Below are 14720 nucleotides of genomic sequence, written 5' to 3'. Positions count from 1 at the left end.
CTGAGGCTTTTACAGCCTCAGTTTTTTGCTTTTACTTTTGGAAGTATTTTTTTGAGCGGTATATTATGTTCAGTTGTCCAAGTTGATGGATCTTCGTGATCAAACTGCTCTAAAAAGCGAATGACTTCTTTTGTGATCGGCGTCGGTGTTGAAGCTCCCGCTGTAACTGCAACGGTATTAACGCCTTTCAGCCATTCGAGCTTCAATTCGCTTAAGTCGCCGATCCGGTATGCTTTTGTCCCGGCTATTTCCTCTGACACTTGAGCAAGCCTATTTGAATTGTTGCTTTTCGGGTCTCCGACAACGATTGTTAAGTCCGCTTTTTTTGCCTGCTCTGATACAGCTTCCTGCCGCACTTGAGTAGCGAGGCAAATCTCTTGGTGATATTCGACATGAGGATATTTTTCTTTGACAAGCTCCATAATGTCGTGAACATCCCATTGAGACATTGTTGTTTGATTCGTCACGATTAACTTCTCGGCTTGGATATCAAGGTTCTTTACATCTTCTTCTGTTTCAACTAAGTGAACGATCTCCGGCGCTACGCCAACGGCTCCCTCAGGCTCTGGATGCCCTTTTTTGCCGATATAGATCACGTGATATCCTTTTTCTTTCATCTCTAAGATTAGATTATGAGTTTTCGTCACATCCGGACATGTAGCATCAATTGCGACTAACCCTTTTTCTTCTGCGATTCTTCTGACTTCGGGAGAAACACCGTGCGCAGTGAAAATGACAGTTCCTTTGTCAACCTGCTTTAAGATGTCCAGACGGTTAGAGCCGTCCAATGTAAAAATCCCTTCCTCTTCAAACGCATCAGTGACGTGTTTATTATGAACAATCATCCCGAGTATATAGATGGGTCTTGGCAAGCTTTTATCTAGCGACGCATTTTTGGCAATGACCATAGCATCAACAACACCATAGCAATAGCCGCGCGGTGAAATTTTAATTACGTCCATTTTCGGTTGTCCTCCAATACTGAAGTGAGTAAAGGCAATATAAAAAGCCGTAATCAAACGGCTCTATTCTTGCATTCTTCTGATCTCATTATAGCCAATCTCACTTAAGATATCAAAGAATGTTAAATATATAATCTCGGTTTTGAACTGCCTGATGTTCTTTTCGGAGCAGGAGAGGCAGCTTCCTTTTTCTTCGGGGCAGATGTTTTTAATTCTTGTTCTTTATTGTCAGTTGTTTTAGATTTCTTTGGGAGAGAAGAACTTTTTGGTTTTGATTTTTTGTTCCCATCTGAGGTTTTTGTTTCAGTCTCTTTTTCTTTTTCTGATGATTCTTCTGAAACGGATTGTTTTTCACTTTCCTCATTGGCCTCTGTCTCAGTATCATCACTTTTACTTAATTGGCTGTACAGCTTCATCATTGCTGGCAGATTGCGGACTAATGGGCCGTACTGCTGGATCATAGGGGTGACTTGCTGCGCCATGCCGAGTACTTTTTGCACATTTCCAAGCATACTGGATAATGATGCAGGATTGGCGATATTTTGAATGCCTTGCAGGCCAGCACCTCCGCTCGCTGCTGCACCTGCTCCTGGAATTCCAGGAACTCCGGCGCTGCCAGCGCCTCCTCCGCCGGGTAGGAACCTTGACAGCATTCCTTTTAAGCCTCCGCCTGTACCTGCACCTGCACCATTTCTCGCTCCGGCATTTGCCTGAGGAAGAAATTGTCCGGCTTGCTGAAAACCTTGCTGCTGTGCTCCAAATGAAGGTCCTCGCATATTAGGCGGTCTTCTGCCCATCATTCGCTGATTTGGCATTGGGCGGGGCGGTCCGGGCTGTGGGTAATTTCTCATTGGCTGCTGCGGTGAAAACATACTTGTACCTCCTTTCAGCTCTCTCTGCTATTAGAATATGCATGGGCTGCGGTATTTGCTTTACATAACTGAATAAAACAAACGCCTTGCAAACGTGGTGTTTTTAAGCAAAATCGGGTATAATGTGATGATGGACACATAATGTGCCGCTTTAAGGAGCTGGGAAAAATGAAAGAAACGAAATTTGAACTTTATGAATTGAAACCATTTATTATAGATGCAGTACATCGCCTTGGTTTTTACGAACCGACTGATATCCAGAAAAGGCTGATTCCTGCAGTGTTAAAAAAAGAAAGCGTCATCGGCCAGTCTCAGACGGGTACTGGAAAGACTCACGCTTATTTACTGCCTTTATTAAACAAAATTGATCCTGCTAAGGATGTCGTTCAGGTTGTCATTACGGCTCCGACAAGAGAGCTTGCCAACCAGATTTATCAGGAAGCGCTTAAAATCACGCAGGGTGAAGAAGGAAGTCAGATTCGCTCGAAATGTTTTATCGGAGGCACTGATAAACAAAAATCAATTGATAAATTGAAAATACAGCCGCATCTTGTTGTCGGTACACCCGGACGGATTGCTGACTTAATCAAAGAACAGGCGTTAAGTGTTCATAAAGCTGAATCTCTTGTTATTGATGAAGCGGATTTAATGCTGGACATGGGATTCCTTGCAGATGTAGATTACATCGGTTCCCGCATGCCTGAGGATCTGCAAATGCTTGTGTTCTCAGCGACCATACCGGAAAAGCTGAAACCATTCTTGAAGAAATACATGGAAAATCCGAAATACGCCCATGTGGAGCCAAAACAGGTGACTGCTGCGAAAATCGAGCATATCCTCATTCCTTCGAAACATCGTGACAAGGACAAGCTCCTTTTTGACATCATGTCGCATCTGAATCCATACCTGGGGATTGTGTTTGCCAACACGAAAAATACGGCTGACCATATTGCCCAGTATCTGACTGGCAAAGGCATGAAAATCGGCTTGCTGCACGGCGGATTAACACCACGTGAGCGGAAAAAAGTCATGAAGCAGATCAATGATTTGGAATTCACATATATCATTGCAACTGACCTTGCCGCAAGAGGTATTGATATTAAAGGTGTCAGCCATGTTATCAACTATGAGCTGCCGGATGATCTAGATTTCTATGTTCACCGTGTGGGCAGAACGGCTCGTGCCGGCTCATCAGGACAAGCGATGACCATTTATGAGCTTACTGATGAGGATGCATTAGTAAGACTTGAAAAAATGGGCATCGAATTTGAGTACTTAGAGCTTGAAAAGGGCGAATGGAAAAAAGGCGATGACCGTCAGCGCCGCAAAAAACGTAAAAAAACGCCGAATGAAGCGGATGAAATTGCTCATCGTCTCGTGAAAAAGCCGAAGAAGGTTAAGCCTGGGTATAAAAAGAAAATGAGCTATGAGATGGAGAAAATCAAGAAAAAACAGAGAAGAAACCAATCTAACAAAAGAAAGTAGGGGAACCTGTTGCTGAGAATAGGCTCACACGTCTCTATGAGCGGAAAACATATGCTTCTGGCTGCAAGCCAGGAAGCAGTCTCTTATGGGGCGAATACGTTTATGATCTATACAGGCGCACCGCAAAATACGCGCCGAAAGAAAATTGAAGACTTAAATATAGAAGCAGGCCGGGCACATATGCAAGAAAACGGCATTGACGAGATTATCGTACACGCGCCTTATATTATTAATATTGGCAACACGACAAATCCGTCCACTTTTGAGCTGGGTGTTGATTTTCTTCGTTCAGAAATTGAACGGACAGCGGCCATCGGAGCGAAGCAAATTGTCCTTCATCCTGGCGCTCACGTAGGGGCAGGAGCTGAAGCGGGCATCAAAAAAATTATTGAAGGCTTAAATGAAGTGATTGATCCGAATCAAAATGTCCAGATTGCATTAGAAACAATGGCTGGAAAAGGATCAGAATGCGGCAGAAGCTTTGAGGAGCTTGCGCAGATTATCGAAGGCGTTACACACAATGAGCAGCTGTCAGTGTGCTTTGACACGTGCCATACACATGATGCCGGGTATAACATTGTCGAAGACTTTGACGGAGTGCTAAATGAGTTCGATAAAATCATTGGCATTGACCGTATTAAAGTGCTTCATATCAATGACAGCAAAAATGTCAAAGGTGCGAGAAAAGACCGCCATGCAAATATTGGCTTTGGTGAAATAGGTTTTGACGCACTGCAATATGTTGTTCACCATGAGCAGTTAAAAGACATTCCAAAAATTCTTGAAACACCATACGTCGGTGAAGATAAAAAGAACAAAAAACCGCCATACCGTTTTGAGATTGAAATGCTGAAAGAAAAACAATTTGATGATACATTGCTTGAAAAGATTTTACAGCAATAAAAAATGGGGGATAACACCCCCATTTTTTAGCTTGTAAATTGTTTGAATAGTTCATTAACTGTTTGAGCTGTTTCTTTCGATGTAATCGTCTCTACTTGTTTCAGCAGCCGCATTCGTTCACTCTCATTAAAGATGTTTACATTTTTCCCGTATAACAGGTTCGCTACTTCAACGGCCTGCGATCTTGTTAAGCTGATTCCGTATTGTTTTGAGTACTTCAGCAAATCATCAGCAGTAGCCTGATTAAGCCGCTGCAAAATAATTCTTTGAAATAAAATCATCGGTCATTCCACCTCCAGACTTAATGTATGGGCAAATCAGTAAAATGTGTCAGTGTTTAATGGTAAAATAGATTTATAATGTATTTAAAATAGTTATTGCAGGAAAGGAGATTTTATGACCCCAACAAAACAACATAAGAAAGAAACATTTACCCATTTTATTTTCAGGGTCTTTATGATTCTGGTAGGAGCTGCATCTGCGGCTGTAAGTATTGAATTATTTTTAATCCCCAATGATTTTATTGATGGCGGGATTATCGGTGTATCACTTATTTTAGACCACCTCTTTATGTCAAACCCCTTTCTGAATTTCGCTTTTTTCGTTGTGATATTAAATATTCCTTTTATGATCTTCGGATATAAATATATCGGTAAGACCTTTCTAGTCTCTACGTTTATAGGGATTGTCGGGCTTGCCGTTATTGAATCCTCACTTCACCATGTAGAAGCCATTACAACCCAGCCTATTTTGGCTACTGTGTTCGGAGGTCTTTTACTCGGCTTTGGCGTCGGGCTTGTTATTCGAAACGGAGGTTCAATGGATGGTACAGAAATTCTCGGTATTTTGCTGACCAAAAAACTCCCGTTTTCAGTAGGTGAGTTCGTTATGTTCATCAATGTGTTCATTTTCATTTGGGCAGTTTTTGTGTTCGGTCCTGAGCAAGCTATGTACTCATTCATGACTTATTATATTGCGATGAAAACGATTGATGCCGTGATCCAAGGGCTTGATGAAACAAAAGCTGTCATTATTGTGTCTGAGCAGTATGATGAGATTTCCGACGCGATTTTGCACCGTCTTGGTCGGGGCACAACGAAGCTGAAGGGGAAAGGCGGGTATACGGACGAAGAAAAAGACGTAATTTACGCGGTTGTCACAAGGCTGGAAGTGACAAAGCTCAAATCGATTGTGTTTGAAGTCGATCAAAATGCATTCATAACAATTATGAATACTCATGAAACGAGAGGCGGAAAATTCAAAAACGCAATCCACTAGGCTTTCATTTACTTTTATTTATTTTATGGGTATAATTTTATCTGCAGTAAAGAAAATGGCTTGCTGGACAGACAGCTGCCATTTTCTTTTTCATACATGTAATACGTTCTTAAGCAAAGCGAAAAGGGGGACCCTTCATGAACGTACAAGAAGCGCTGAACCTACTAAAAGAAAACGGATATAAATATACAAACAAACGGGAGGATATGCTGCAGCTTTTTGCTGATTCAGACAGATATCTTACCGCTAAAAACGTACTGTCTGCACTGAATGATGATTATCCAGGCTTAAGCTTTGATACAATCTACAGAAATCTTTCTTTATATGAAGAACTTGGGATTTTGGAAACAACTGAGCTGTCCGGTGAAAAGCTCTTCCGATTTAAGTGTTCATTCACCCATCACCACCATCATTTTATTTGTCTTGCCTGCGGCAAAACAAAGGAAATTGAATCATGTCCGATGGACAAGCTTTGTGATGATTTGGATGGCTATCAGGTCAGCGGGCATAAATTTGAGATTTATGGCACATGCCCTGATTGTACAGCGGAAAACCAAGAAAACACTACTGCGTAAAATGCGTATATATGAAAAAGGGGCCCGGTTTGGGCTCCTTTTTCAGTTATTGACACGTATTAAGTGATGCTTATTGTTGTTCATCCATTGAACGGCTTCTAGCCAGTTGTTTACTCTGATGATGTTTGAATCAATCGGAAGCTGATTATAAGGGGAATTGAACAAAATCACCGGTATCCCGGCTTCTTTCGCAATCATCATGGCGTTCCCGTGATGATCCTCAAAAAACAGGTCGATGTTATGATTCTTGACCGCTTCAACTTTGTGATGACCGCCAACGAGTTCGATGTGGTCATAATGAATGTTTTGTCTGTCAAACCATTCATAGGTAATATCAGTTAAATGAGTCCGTCTCGCTGTAATATAAATAAGCTTGTGCTCCTCTTTGAGAAGATCAAGTGACTGTTTCGCATGCTGTGCAAGCAATGCTTCCTTATATATGATCGCTTCATTTTGATTCATCCAATCCCAAAATTCTTCCTGGGTAATGTTTAACAGCTTTGTTAAATCATAATCCGTCATATCGTTTAATGAAATGGAAAGATTAAACGAACGGTTCAAATAAGGGACGAATGTATCCTGAGCCGTGATTGTGCCGTCAATATCTATTCCTAAGCGTAACATGCCCACACTCCTTCAGTTTCATCCCTTCAAGTGTAACATAAACAATTGACATTAACAGAAAAGTTTAGCAAACATGAATCAGGCAAAATGGATCAAACTATAAAAGCTCCTTTAATAAAACAGAAGGGGGAATTGAAGGTGGCAAACGATTACGAAAAGCGTGATAACAACAGTTACTATGTTGATCATGGATCTGAAGGGACAAATATTAACCGCGACAATGACGGTTTTTTTGAGGAAACAGCTGCTGAAATCGCAGAGCCTTATCGTGCTGCTGACCGCAGCAATGACCAAGACAATGATCGCAGCGGCGGCAATGTCAATGAAGGACGGGGAATAGGATATATCGCTTTAGCCTTGTCCATCATTTCATTGTTTGTACTGCCTGTTTTATTGGGAGCTGCCGGTATTATTGTCGGCTATATCGCAAGAAGAAGAGGTGCTCAAGGCCTTGGCGCCTGGGCAATGGGTATCGGTGTCGTTTCATTAGTGCTTGGAATATTTATTATTCCATTTTTCTAACACAAAAAAGCTTGACGGGTTCCCGTCAAGCTTTTTGTGTTTCTTCTTTTAATTTTGCTTTTTCAGCTTCAAGTTTTGCGTAGTGTTCCTCAGCAAGAATGTCAATTTCTTTTTTGAGTTCTTCTACCATCGTTTCCTCTGGAACCTTACGGACAATTTTCCCTTTCCGGAACAGCAGTCCTTCACCGCGTGCGCCGGCGATTCCGATATCAGCTTCTCTCGCTTCACCAGGTCCGTTTACAGCGCAGCCGAGAACAGCAACTTTAATCGGTGCTTTTATCTTAGAAATATACTCTTCCACTTCATTGGCAATGCTGATTAGATCAATCTCAATACGGCCGCAAGTCGGGCAAGAGATGAGCGTGGCAGCATTGGAGGCTAAGCCGAAAGATTTCAGAAGCTCCCTTGCTACTTTTACCTCTTCTACAGGGTCTGCGCTTAGTGAAATGCGCATGGTGTTCCCGATGCCTTTGCTTAAAATGGCGCCGAGTCCTGCTGCGCTCTTTACTGTGCCGGCAAACAGTGTTCCTGACTCGGTGATCCCGAGGTGAAGCGGGTAGTCAAACGCTTTCGCCGCTTTTTCATAAGCCTCGATTGCAAGGTTCACGTCAGAGGCCTTCATGCTGACAATAATATCGTGAAAATCAAGATCCTCAAGAATTTTAATGTGATGAAGTGCGCTTTCTACCATTCCATCGGCAGTCGGATAACCGTATTTTTCTAAAATGCGTTTTTCCAATGAACCGGCGTTTACTCCGATTCTGATCGGAATGCCTTTGTCTTTGGCTGCTTTAACAACCGCTTCAACTTTTTCGCGCCGGCCGATGTTGCCGGGGTTGATTCGGATTTTATCTGCGCCGCCTTCAATGGCTTTCAACGCAAGTTTATAATCGAAATGTATGTCAACAACGAGAGGAATGGAAATGCGCTTTTTAATATCCGCAATGGCGTTTGCTGCCCGTTCATCAGGACATGCTACCCGAACGATTTGGCATCCGGCTTCAGCCAAACGGTTAATTTCCGCAACCGTTGCTTCTACATCATGTGTTTTTGTTGTTGTCATGCTTTGGATGACAACTTCATTGTTGCCGCCTATTGTTAAAGGTCCCACTTTGACGGGACGCGTTTTTGTACGATGTGTGATTTCACTCACTTGCAATCGCTCCTTAATTGTAGTTGCCGCTTCTAGATATAACAATTCTAGTATGGTTTATGTGAATTTATTTTACAAATTACATTGTAACAGTGTCTTCGCCGAACTGACAAGAAATTAACGTTAAATTAAGGGTAGACCGGGAATTTATACGCTGTTCCCGCTTGAATGGCATTGGCTTTCACATTTGGATTCAGTGCTTCAAAATCCTTTACAATGTCATCCGGAGAACCTGCTGATCCGACTATCGACATAACCGTATCACCCGGCTTTACCTTCACCGTTTTATAAGCCGGTTCTTGTACAGCCGTTTTTGCTGATGCTTCATAGACAGGGAGGTCCTGAATGGGTATGGTTCCAATTTTAAGGTCATAAAAAAGAATAAAAAGTATAAAAACAATGCTGCATACTAAGGTGAGACGCTTCATCGCTTTTCCTCCCGCATACGAAATTTTATACCATAGTATGCTTGTCCATTTCGATTCATGACAAAAGAAAAGAGACTGCGAATGCAGTCTCGGTTTATACAGCAGCTTTTTTGGACGGAATCTCTTTTAAAACGAGAAACAGGATGACAAAATTGACAAACCAGTTCAGCAAAAATTCACTTGGTACGGTTGCTTCTAATGCCCGCATGATTGTAAAGAATACAGTTGAAAGGGTGATGGAATAAGCAGAAAGCTTCCAGAGCTGATGATAGGATAAATGTTTTTTCTGCGAATTCTTAATGATTAACCCGATAAGCGCTAAAAACGATACTTCAATAAATTTTCCCGCTGCTGTTACGAGAAAAATAAGAGCTGAGAGAACAGTTACAATCATCGCTTTATTTTGGTTTAACCCTGCAATGACATCTTTTTTCTGTAACTCTGATGGCATCATTGAGTAAGACATTTCTTGGGCTTGTCCGTCAATGGCCAAAACAAATTTGTTCTGAAGGATGCCGATCGCGTTTTGCTTTGCTTCAATTTGTTCAGTGCCATAGGAGTCTGTCGGATCGAACACGATAACGAAACCATTTGCTTGAGATTCCGTGGCTTTTTTCTCATCCGTTTGAAGTTTGCCGTTTGAAATTGTGAAATCAGGGAAATCTTTGTTTAAAACAGTTTTAAAGCCGTTCATTGATTTTACGGTCCCTGTACTTACATAATAAGCGGTAGGGATTGCAAACAGGACAGAGAGCAAAAATACATAAAGAATCGCTTTTCCGATTCCTTGAAATCTTGTTTTTGCAATATCACGGGGAGAGTATGTACTTTTAATGAAAAGCTGAAACACATTCACTATCTTCACTTCCTAGCTAAACTAATATATGTTGCTTATTGTATCGTTGCATGCGTGTGAATACAAGGAAGACATGAAGAAGACAGAGTAAAATGGGAGGATGGAAGCTATGGATATGTTGTATTGGCTGTTGATTGCAGCGGTTTTTATCATTGCCTTTATCGGGCTGGTGTATCCTGTTATTCCGAGCGTAGTATTTATTGTTGCCGGATTTGTATTGTACGGATTTTTATTTTCATTCAGTCCGTATTCTTATATGTTCTGGCTTGTTGAGGCAGTTTTTGCCGCAGTATTATTCGCAGCAGATTACGTGTCGAATCTGCTTGGAGTAAAAAGGTTCGGAGGAAGCAAAGCTGCCATATGGGGAAGCACGATCGGTTTATTAATCGGGCCTTTTGTCATTCCGGTTGCAGGGATCATATTGGGGCCGTTTATCGGGGCTGTTTGCGCAGAACTTATCGTTCATCAGAAGGACTTAAAGTCAGCGTTTAAAATTGGCCTCGGCTCACTCATTGGTTTTTTAACAGGGGTTATTGCAAAGGGCATCACACAGCTTTTGATGATCGGATACTTTTTATGGACGGTCCTATAAGAAATGCTGGCGGCAGGTTTAATGGGGCAGATTATCGGTTAAAGTGAAATATGTCCGCTGAAATGAGCCAAATCGTGAGCTTTTTCATTGATTACAAAGCATTCTTTTGTTACATTGAATGAAGAAAGGCTCGCTGTGAAGCGGCATTTCAGTACATATATACTAAGGAGGAATTATCATGGCTTACGAACTTCCAGAATTACCTTATGCGTACGATGCTTTAGAACCGCATATCGACAAGGAAACTATGACTATTCACCATACGAAACACCACAACACATACGTGACAAATTTAAACAAAGCGGTTGAAGGAAACACTGCTCTTGCCAACAAATCAGTTGAAGAGCTTGTTGCAGATCTTGATTCTGTTCCTGAAAACATCCGCACTGCAGTCCGCAACAACGGCGGCGGACACGCGAACCACAAATTATTCTGGACACTTTTATCTCCAAACGGCGGAGGCGAACCGACTGGCGCGCTTGCTGAAGAGATTAACAGTGTATTTGGAAGCTTTGACAAATTCAAAGAGCAATTCGCAGCAGCAGCAGCTGGACGCTTCGGTTCTGGCTGGGCATGGCTTGTTGTGAACAACGGTAAACTTGAAATCACAAGCACGCCAAACCAAGATTCTCCGCTTTCAGAAGGCAAAACGCCTATCTTAGGTCTTGACGTTTGGGAGCATGCTTACTACCTTAACTATCAAAACCGCCGTCCTGATTACATTTCAGCTTTCTGGAATGTTGTAAACTGGGACGAAGTGGCTCGTCTATACAGCGAAGCAAAATAATGGCACAAACAAGGTCCTCATTATGGGACCTTGTTTTTTTATGTCTTCTTTTTACATATCTCGGTTTGAGTGAGACAGACTAAGGGATAGTAAAGGGGAGTCAGTAATGAGCAAACTAAAAAAAGTGATAGGCGATGTAGACGTAAACAAAGGGTTACTCTTTCTGCTGACCATTGGCGGGCTTTACTCGCTGGGAATTGCACTGTCCAATACATTTGTTAATGTGTATCTTTGGAAGCAGTCAGGGAAATTTATTGATTTGGCGATATATAATTTATCCATTGTGACAATGCAGCCGATAACCTTTTATTTGGCTGGACGGTTAGCCAAAAAAATAGACAGGGTATTCATTTTAAGGTTCGGCGTCATTTTTTTAGCTGCCTTTTATTTAAGTGTGCTTTTAGCCGGAGAAACGGCGGCCAGCCGCCTCGTGCTAATCGGCGCGGTGCTCGGAGTTGGCTATGGCTTTTATTGGCTAGCGTTTAACGTACTGACCTTTGAAATAACAGAGCCGGATACACGAGACTTTTTCAACGGGTTTATGGGCATTCTGTCTTCCTCTGCAGGAATGATCGGCCCGATTGTAGCCGGATTCGTGATCTCAAGGCTTGAAAATAATACGGGTTATACAGTGATTTTCAGTCTCTCCCTCAGTTTATTTGCCCTGGCTGTCGTGATGAGCTTTTTCTTAAAACGGAGAGAATCAAAGGGCCGTTTTATGCTGAGCAAAGTATTTGGAGAGCGCCATAGCAATATGAATTGGCGGAGAATCACGAATGCGCATTTTTTTCAGGGTTTGAGAGAAGGGATTTTTGTCTTTTTAATCAGTGTGTTTGTATTTATTGAGACAAACAGCGAACTTGCTCTCGGTACATTCGGTCTTGTCAATTCAGCTGTTTCCTTCTTTGCCTACTACTTTGCATCCAGGCTGATTAAGAAAAAGGCGAGAAAAAAATCGATTTTGCTGGGCGGACTTATTTTGTATGGCGCGCTGTTTTTGATTCTGTTCCATATGAGCTTTTCGACATTATTAACGTATGGCGTTTTTATTGCCATCGGCTATCCTCTGTTGCTTGTGCCATATGTATCACTTACATATGATGTGATAGGGCGCGCGAGGCATGCCAGAAAAGCAAGAATTGAATATATCGTGCTTAGAGAAATGTTCTTGAACGCCGGCAGAATTGTTTCCATTTTGTGCTTTCTCCTGATTGTGGCCCTTCTGAAAGAGGATGTGGGAATTCCTTTGTCACTTGCGATATTGGGTATAGGACATCCTTTGATTTATTACTTTGTCAAGGATATCCGTTTTAAGGAGAAAGAAGGGGAAAATGAAACCATGGAAGAAGATGGCCAAAAACGGGTAACAGAACCGACCCTGTTAAAAGGCGAGAGATAATTTTTTTGCCAAAAAGGGGTTATCTGTAGAAAAAAGTCGAAAAAACCTTTAAAATGAAAACTGGCACTCTTACTTGAGTGTCTTTTCTTTCTGTAAATAGAAAAGGTGATGTTATGAGGAGAAATAAACCAAAAAAGCAAAATCATAAAGAGAAAAAGAAGTCGCTTCCGATCCGGCTGAATATTTTATTTTTAGCTGCCTTTGTTATATTCACCTGGATTATTGTGGAACTGGGCATCAAGCAGATCGTGCAAGGCGATGATTACAAAAACCAAGCGAATAAGCAGGAACAAAGTGAAGTCAGCTCAGCGGTACCACGCGGGAAAATTTATGATCGAAACTTTAATGCCATTGTGACAAATAAGGCTTTAAATGCAATCACATACACGAGATCTAAATCGACCACGCAAGAACAGCGCTTAAAGATCGCAAAAAAGCTGTCTGACATGATCAAAGTCGATACAAAAAAAGTAACAGAACGGGATAAAAAAGATTATTGGATTTTGACTAGACCGAAAGAAGCGAAAAAGCTCATTAGCTCTAAAGAAAGACAGCAGGTTGAAGACAAAAAAATATCCGATGACGATTTATACCAGCTTCAGCTAAAACGGATTACTGATAAGCAGCTGAATGAATTGACGGATAAAGATATGCAGATCCTCGCTATCAAAAGACAGATGGATTCGGGCTATGCATTGACCCCTCAATATATCAAAAACGAAGATGTATCAGCGAAGGAAATGGCAGTGGTAAGTGAACATTTAGACGAACTGCCAGGTGTTGATGTCACGTCCGATTGGGAACGTGAATATCCGTATAAAAACCTTCTTCGCTCAGTGCTCGGAAGTGTGTCCAGCTCTAATGAAGGATTGCCGTCCAACTTGCTCGACCATTATCTGTCGCTTGGCTACAGCCGAAATGACAGGGTCGGAAAAAGTTATCTGGAATACCAATACGAAAGCCTTCTGCAGGGCCAAAAAGCCAAAGTCGAAAATATCACAGATTCAAACGGCAATGTCACGGGAACGAAAACCGTTTCTGAAGGTAAAGCCGGTAAAGATCTCGTCCTTACGATTGACATTGATTTGCAAAAAGAAGTGGAAAAAATCATTGAGAAGAACCTCAAATCTGCTAAAGCAAGACCAAGCACGCAATTGTTAGACAGGGCATTCGTTGTCATGATGGACCCAAGAAACGGTGAAGTGCTTACAATGGCGGGCAAGCAGATTAAACAAGAAAATGGGAAATATAAAATTGATGATTACGCTTTAGGTACAATGACGTCATCTTACGCCATGGGTTCAGCAGTCAAAGGCGCAACAGTCTTGACAGGCCTTCAAACCGGAGCTATCAATCTGAATACTGTTTTTCAAGATGAACCTTTATATATTGGTCAGGATAAACGCGGTAAAAAGTCATGGACTAACTTAGGACCGGTCAATATTCAAAGAGCCTTAGAGCAGTCTTCTAACGTATTTATGTTTAAAACAGCGATCGCGCTCGGAAAAGGTGAATATAAACCGCACCAAGCTTTACCGATTGATACGACGGCCTTTGATACGTTCCGTAATTATTTCAGCCAATTTGGATTAGGTGTCAAAACTGGAATTGATCTTCCGAATGAAATGACAGGCTATAAAGGAACAGACAGATTGACGGGATTCTTGCTTGACTATGCGATCGGGCAATACGACACGTATACACCGCTGGAACTTGCGCAATACGTATCAACGATTGCAAACGGCGGATATCGCTTAAAGCCTCAGCTTGTAAAGGAAGTCAGAGAACCTGATGCTAAAAGAGGGATCGGTGCTGTCGTGCAATCCGTTCAGCCGGAAGTGCTGAATAAAATCGACATGAAGAGTGAATACATTAAAGAGGTTCAGGCCGGATTCAGACGGGTGATGACAAAAGGGACAGCTGCCAGCCAATTTGCTTCAGCGTCATATCAGCCTGCTGGTAAAACAGGAACAGCACAATCGTTCTATGATGGACCTGATAAATCAAAAACAGGAACAGCGACTTATAATACGACACTTGTTGCCTATGCACCGGCTGATAATCCTGAGATTGCGATCTCTGTAGTAGTCCCTTGGGCTTATATTGATTACAGCGCTAAATATACCATTACAAACGAAATCGGCAGGGAAGTAATGGATAAATATTTTGAGCTGAAATCGAAGCAGGACAAAGAAGATACTCAGCAAAAGAATAAAGACAAAATTGAAGAAAATGCAGAAAACACAACGTCTTCTGATAACTAAAAAGAAACGCTCACATGATG

At 41.9% G+C, this 14720-nt stretch carries 16 protein-coding genes; 9 read left to right on the top strand and 7 right to left on the bottom strand.

What is annotated here, in order from left to right; genetic code table 11:
* Positions 1-17: 17 nt before the first annotated feature.
* Both NST79_RS13095 and NST79_RS13090 read right to left on the bottom strand, forming a co-directional pair.
* Positions 18-962, bottom strand: coding sequence for a 4-hydroxy-3-methylbut-2-enyl diphosphate reductase (locus NST79_RS13095; RefSeq protein WP_014477361.1), 945 nt, complete (start codon positions 960-962; stop codon positions 18-20).
* Positions 963-1084: 122 nt separating this feature from the next.
* The gene (locus NST79_RS13090) at positions 1085-1834 is read right to left on the bottom strand and encodes a YqfQ family protein (RefSeq protein ID WP_212060350.1); all 750 of its coding nucleotides are present in this window, start codon (positions 1832-1834) and stop codon (positions 1085-1087) included.
* Positions 1835-2002: 168 nt separating this feature from the next.
* Between NST79_RS13090 and cshB the strand changes: the two genes are divergently transcribed.
* A complete protein-coding gene (gene cshB / locus NST79_RS13085) occupies positions 2003-3319 on the top strand; it encodes a DEAD-box ATP-dependent RNA helicase CshB (RefSeq protein ID WP_032677120.1) in 1317 nt (438 codons plus the stop codon).
* A 9-nt stretch (positions 3320-3328) separates the two neighbouring features.
* Positions 3329-4222, top strand: a complete 894-nt coding sequence (locus NST79_RS13080) for a deoxyribonuclease IV (protein ID WP_029317898.1) — start codon at positions 3329-3331, stop codon at positions 4220-4222.
* A gap of 26 nt (positions 4223-4248) precedes the next feature.
* On the opposite strand, the gene NST79_RS13075 is transcribed toward NST79_RS13080, so the two are convergent.
* Complete coding sequence (locus NST79_RS13075; RefSeq protein ID WP_003230076.1) at positions 4249-4503, bottom strand: DUF2624 domain-containing protein; 255 nt, start codon at positions 4501-4503, stop codon at positions 4249-4251.
* A 115-nt stretch (positions 4504-4618) separates the two neighbouring features.
* On the opposite strand from NST79_RS13075, the gene NST79_RS13070 reads away from it, so the two are divergent.
* Positions 4619-5500: a YitT family protein gene (locus NST79_RS13070; RefSeq protein WP_003230077.1), complete on the top strand. Its 882-nt coding sequence runs from the start codon at positions 4619-4621 to the stop codon at positions 5498-5500.
* A 137-nt stretch (positions 5501-5637) separates the two neighbouring features.
* Positions 5638-6075, top strand: a complete 438-nt coding sequence (gene zur / locus NST79_RS13065; protein WP_004398578.1) for a zinc uptake transcriptional repressor Zur — start codon at positions 5638-5640, stop codon at positions 6073-6075.
* A 42-nt stretch (positions 6076-6117) separates the two neighbouring features.
* Here the strand turns inward: zur and NST79_RS13060 are convergent, their stop codons facing one another.
* Complete coding sequence (locus NST79_RS13060) at positions 6118-6699, bottom strand: nucleotidase (RefSeq protein WP_003246215.1); 582 nt, start codon at positions 6697-6699, stop codon at positions 6118-6120.
* 132 nt (positions 6700-6831) lie between these two features.
* Here NST79_RS13060 and NST79_RS13055 point away from each other — a divergent pair, with 132 nt between their 5' ends.
* On the top strand, positions 6832-7221 hold the full coding sequence (locus NST79_RS13055; protein WP_074794481.1) for a DUF308 domain-containing protein: 390 nt from the start codon (positions 6832-6834) through the stop codon (positions 7219-7221).
* 25 nt (positions 7222-7246) lie between these two features.
* Here the strand turns inward: NST79_RS13055 and ispG are convergent, their stop codons facing one another.
* From ispG to NST79_RS13040, 3 genes are all read right to left on the bottom strand, one after another.
* The gene (ispG, locus tag NST79_RS13050) at positions 7247-8380 is read right to left on the bottom strand and encodes a flavodoxin-dependent (E)-4-hydroxy-3-methylbut-2-enyl-diphosphate synthase (protein ID WP_010886567.1); all 1134 of its coding nucleotides are present in this window, start codon (positions 8378-8380) and stop codon (positions 7247-7249) included.
* A 122-nt stretch (positions 8381-8502) separates the two neighbouring features.
* Positions 8503-8802, bottom strand: a complete 300-nt coding sequence (locus tag NST79_RS13045; protein ID WP_003230087.1) for a LysM domain-containing protein — start codon at positions 8800-8802, stop codon at positions 8503-8505.
* 94 nt (positions 8803-8896) lie between these two features.
* Positions 8897-9658 (bottom strand): DUF1189 domain-containing protein, encoded by a 762-nt coding sequence (locus NST79_RS13040; protein WP_015384107.1) that lies wholly within the window; start codon positions 9656-9658, stop codon positions 8897-8899.
* Between the two features lie 109 nt (positions 9659-9767).
* Here NST79_RS13040 and NST79_RS13035 point away from each other — a divergent pair, with 109 nt between their 5' ends.
* The 4 genes from NST79_RS13035 to pbpA all read left to right on the top strand — a co-directional run bounded on the left by NST79_RS13035 (position 9768) and on the right by pbpA (position 14700).
* Positions 9768-10250, top strand: a complete 483-nt coding sequence (locus tag NST79_RS13035; RefSeq protein ID WP_212058907.1) for a DUF456 domain-containing protein — start codon at positions 9768-9770, stop codon at positions 10248-10250.
* Between the two features lie 178 nt (positions 10251-10428).
* Positions 10429-11037 carry a superoxide dismutase SodA gene (gene sodA / locus NST79_RS13030; protein ID WP_004398583.1) on the top strand — a complete coding sequence of 203 codons (609 nt, stop codon included), beginning with the start codon at positions 10429-10431 and terminating at the stop codon, positions 11035-11037.
* A gap of 106 nt (positions 11038-11143) precedes the next feature.
* Complete coding sequence (locus NST79_RS13025; RefSeq protein ID WP_003230095.1) at positions 11144-12436, top strand: MFS transporter; 1293 nt, start codon at positions 11144-11146, stop codon at positions 12434-12436.
* Between the two features lie 113 nt (positions 12437-12549).
* Positions 12550-14700: a penicillin-binding protein 2 gene (gene pbpA, locus NST79_RS13020; protein WP_212058905.1), complete on the top strand. Its 2151-nt coding sequence runs from the start codon at positions 12550-12552 to the stop codon at positions 14698-14700.
* Positions 14701-14720: the final 20 nt, after the last annotated feature.

Origin of the sequence: Bacillus sp. PS196, from assembly GCF_037963555.1 — a bacterium.
Taxonomy (GTDB): domain Bacteria; phylum Bacillota; class Bacilli; order Bacillales; family Bacillaceae; genus Bacillus; species Bacillus subtilis.
The sequence above is the reverse complement of the archived record's forward strand: the minus strand, read 5'-3'. Positions and strand labels throughout refer to the sequence as shown.

Excerpts from the sequence above, each read along its gene's own strand:
- NST79_RS13095 (WP_014477361.1), bottom strand. The coding sequence starts at position 962 with ATGGACGTAATTAAAATTTCACCGCGCGGCTATTGCTATGGTGTTGTT.
- NST79_RS13090 (WP_212060350.1), bottom strand. The coding sequence starts at position 1,834 with ATGTTTTCACCGCAGCAGCCAATGAGAAATTACCCACAGCCCGGACCG.
- cshB (WP_032677120.1), top strand. The coding sequence starts at position 2,003 with ATGAAAGAAACGAAATTTGAACTTTATGAATTGAAACCATTTATTATA.
- NST79_RS13075 (WP_003230076.1), bottom strand. The coding sequence starts at position 4,503 with ATGATTTTATTTCAAAGAATTATTTTGCAGCGGCTTAATCAGGCTACT.
- NST79_RS13070 (WP_003230077.1), top strand. The coding sequence starts at position 4,619 with ATGACCCCAACAAAACAACATAAGAAAGAAACATTTACCCATTTTATT.
- zur (WP_004398578.1), top strand. The coding sequence starts at position 5,638 with ATGAACGTACAAGAAGCGCTGAACCTACTAAAAGAAAACGGATATAAA.
- NST79_RS13060 (WP_003246215.1), bottom strand. The coding sequence starts at position 6,699 with ATGTTACGCTTAGGAATAGATATTGACGGCACAATCACGGCTCAGGAT.
- NST79_RS13045 (WP_003230087.1), bottom strand. The coding sequence starts at position 8,802 with ATGAAGCGTCTCACCTTAGTATGCAGCATTGTTTTTATACTTTTTATT.
- NST79_RS13035 (WP_212058907.1), top strand. The coding sequence starts at position 9,768 with ATGGATATGTTGTATTGGCTGTTGATTGCAGCGGTTTTTATCATTGCC.
- sodA (WP_004398583.1), top strand. The coding sequence starts at position 10,429 with ATGGCTTACGAACTTCCAGAATTACCTTATGCGTACGATGCTTTAGAA.
- NST79_RS13025 (WP_003230095.1), top strand. The coding sequence starts at position 11,144 with ATGAGCAAACTAAAAAAAGTGATAGGCGATGTAGACGTAAACAAAGGG.
- pbpA (WP_212058905.1), top strand. The coding sequence starts at position 12,550 with ATGAGGAGAAATAAACCAAAAAAGCAAAATCATAAAGAGAAAAAGAAG.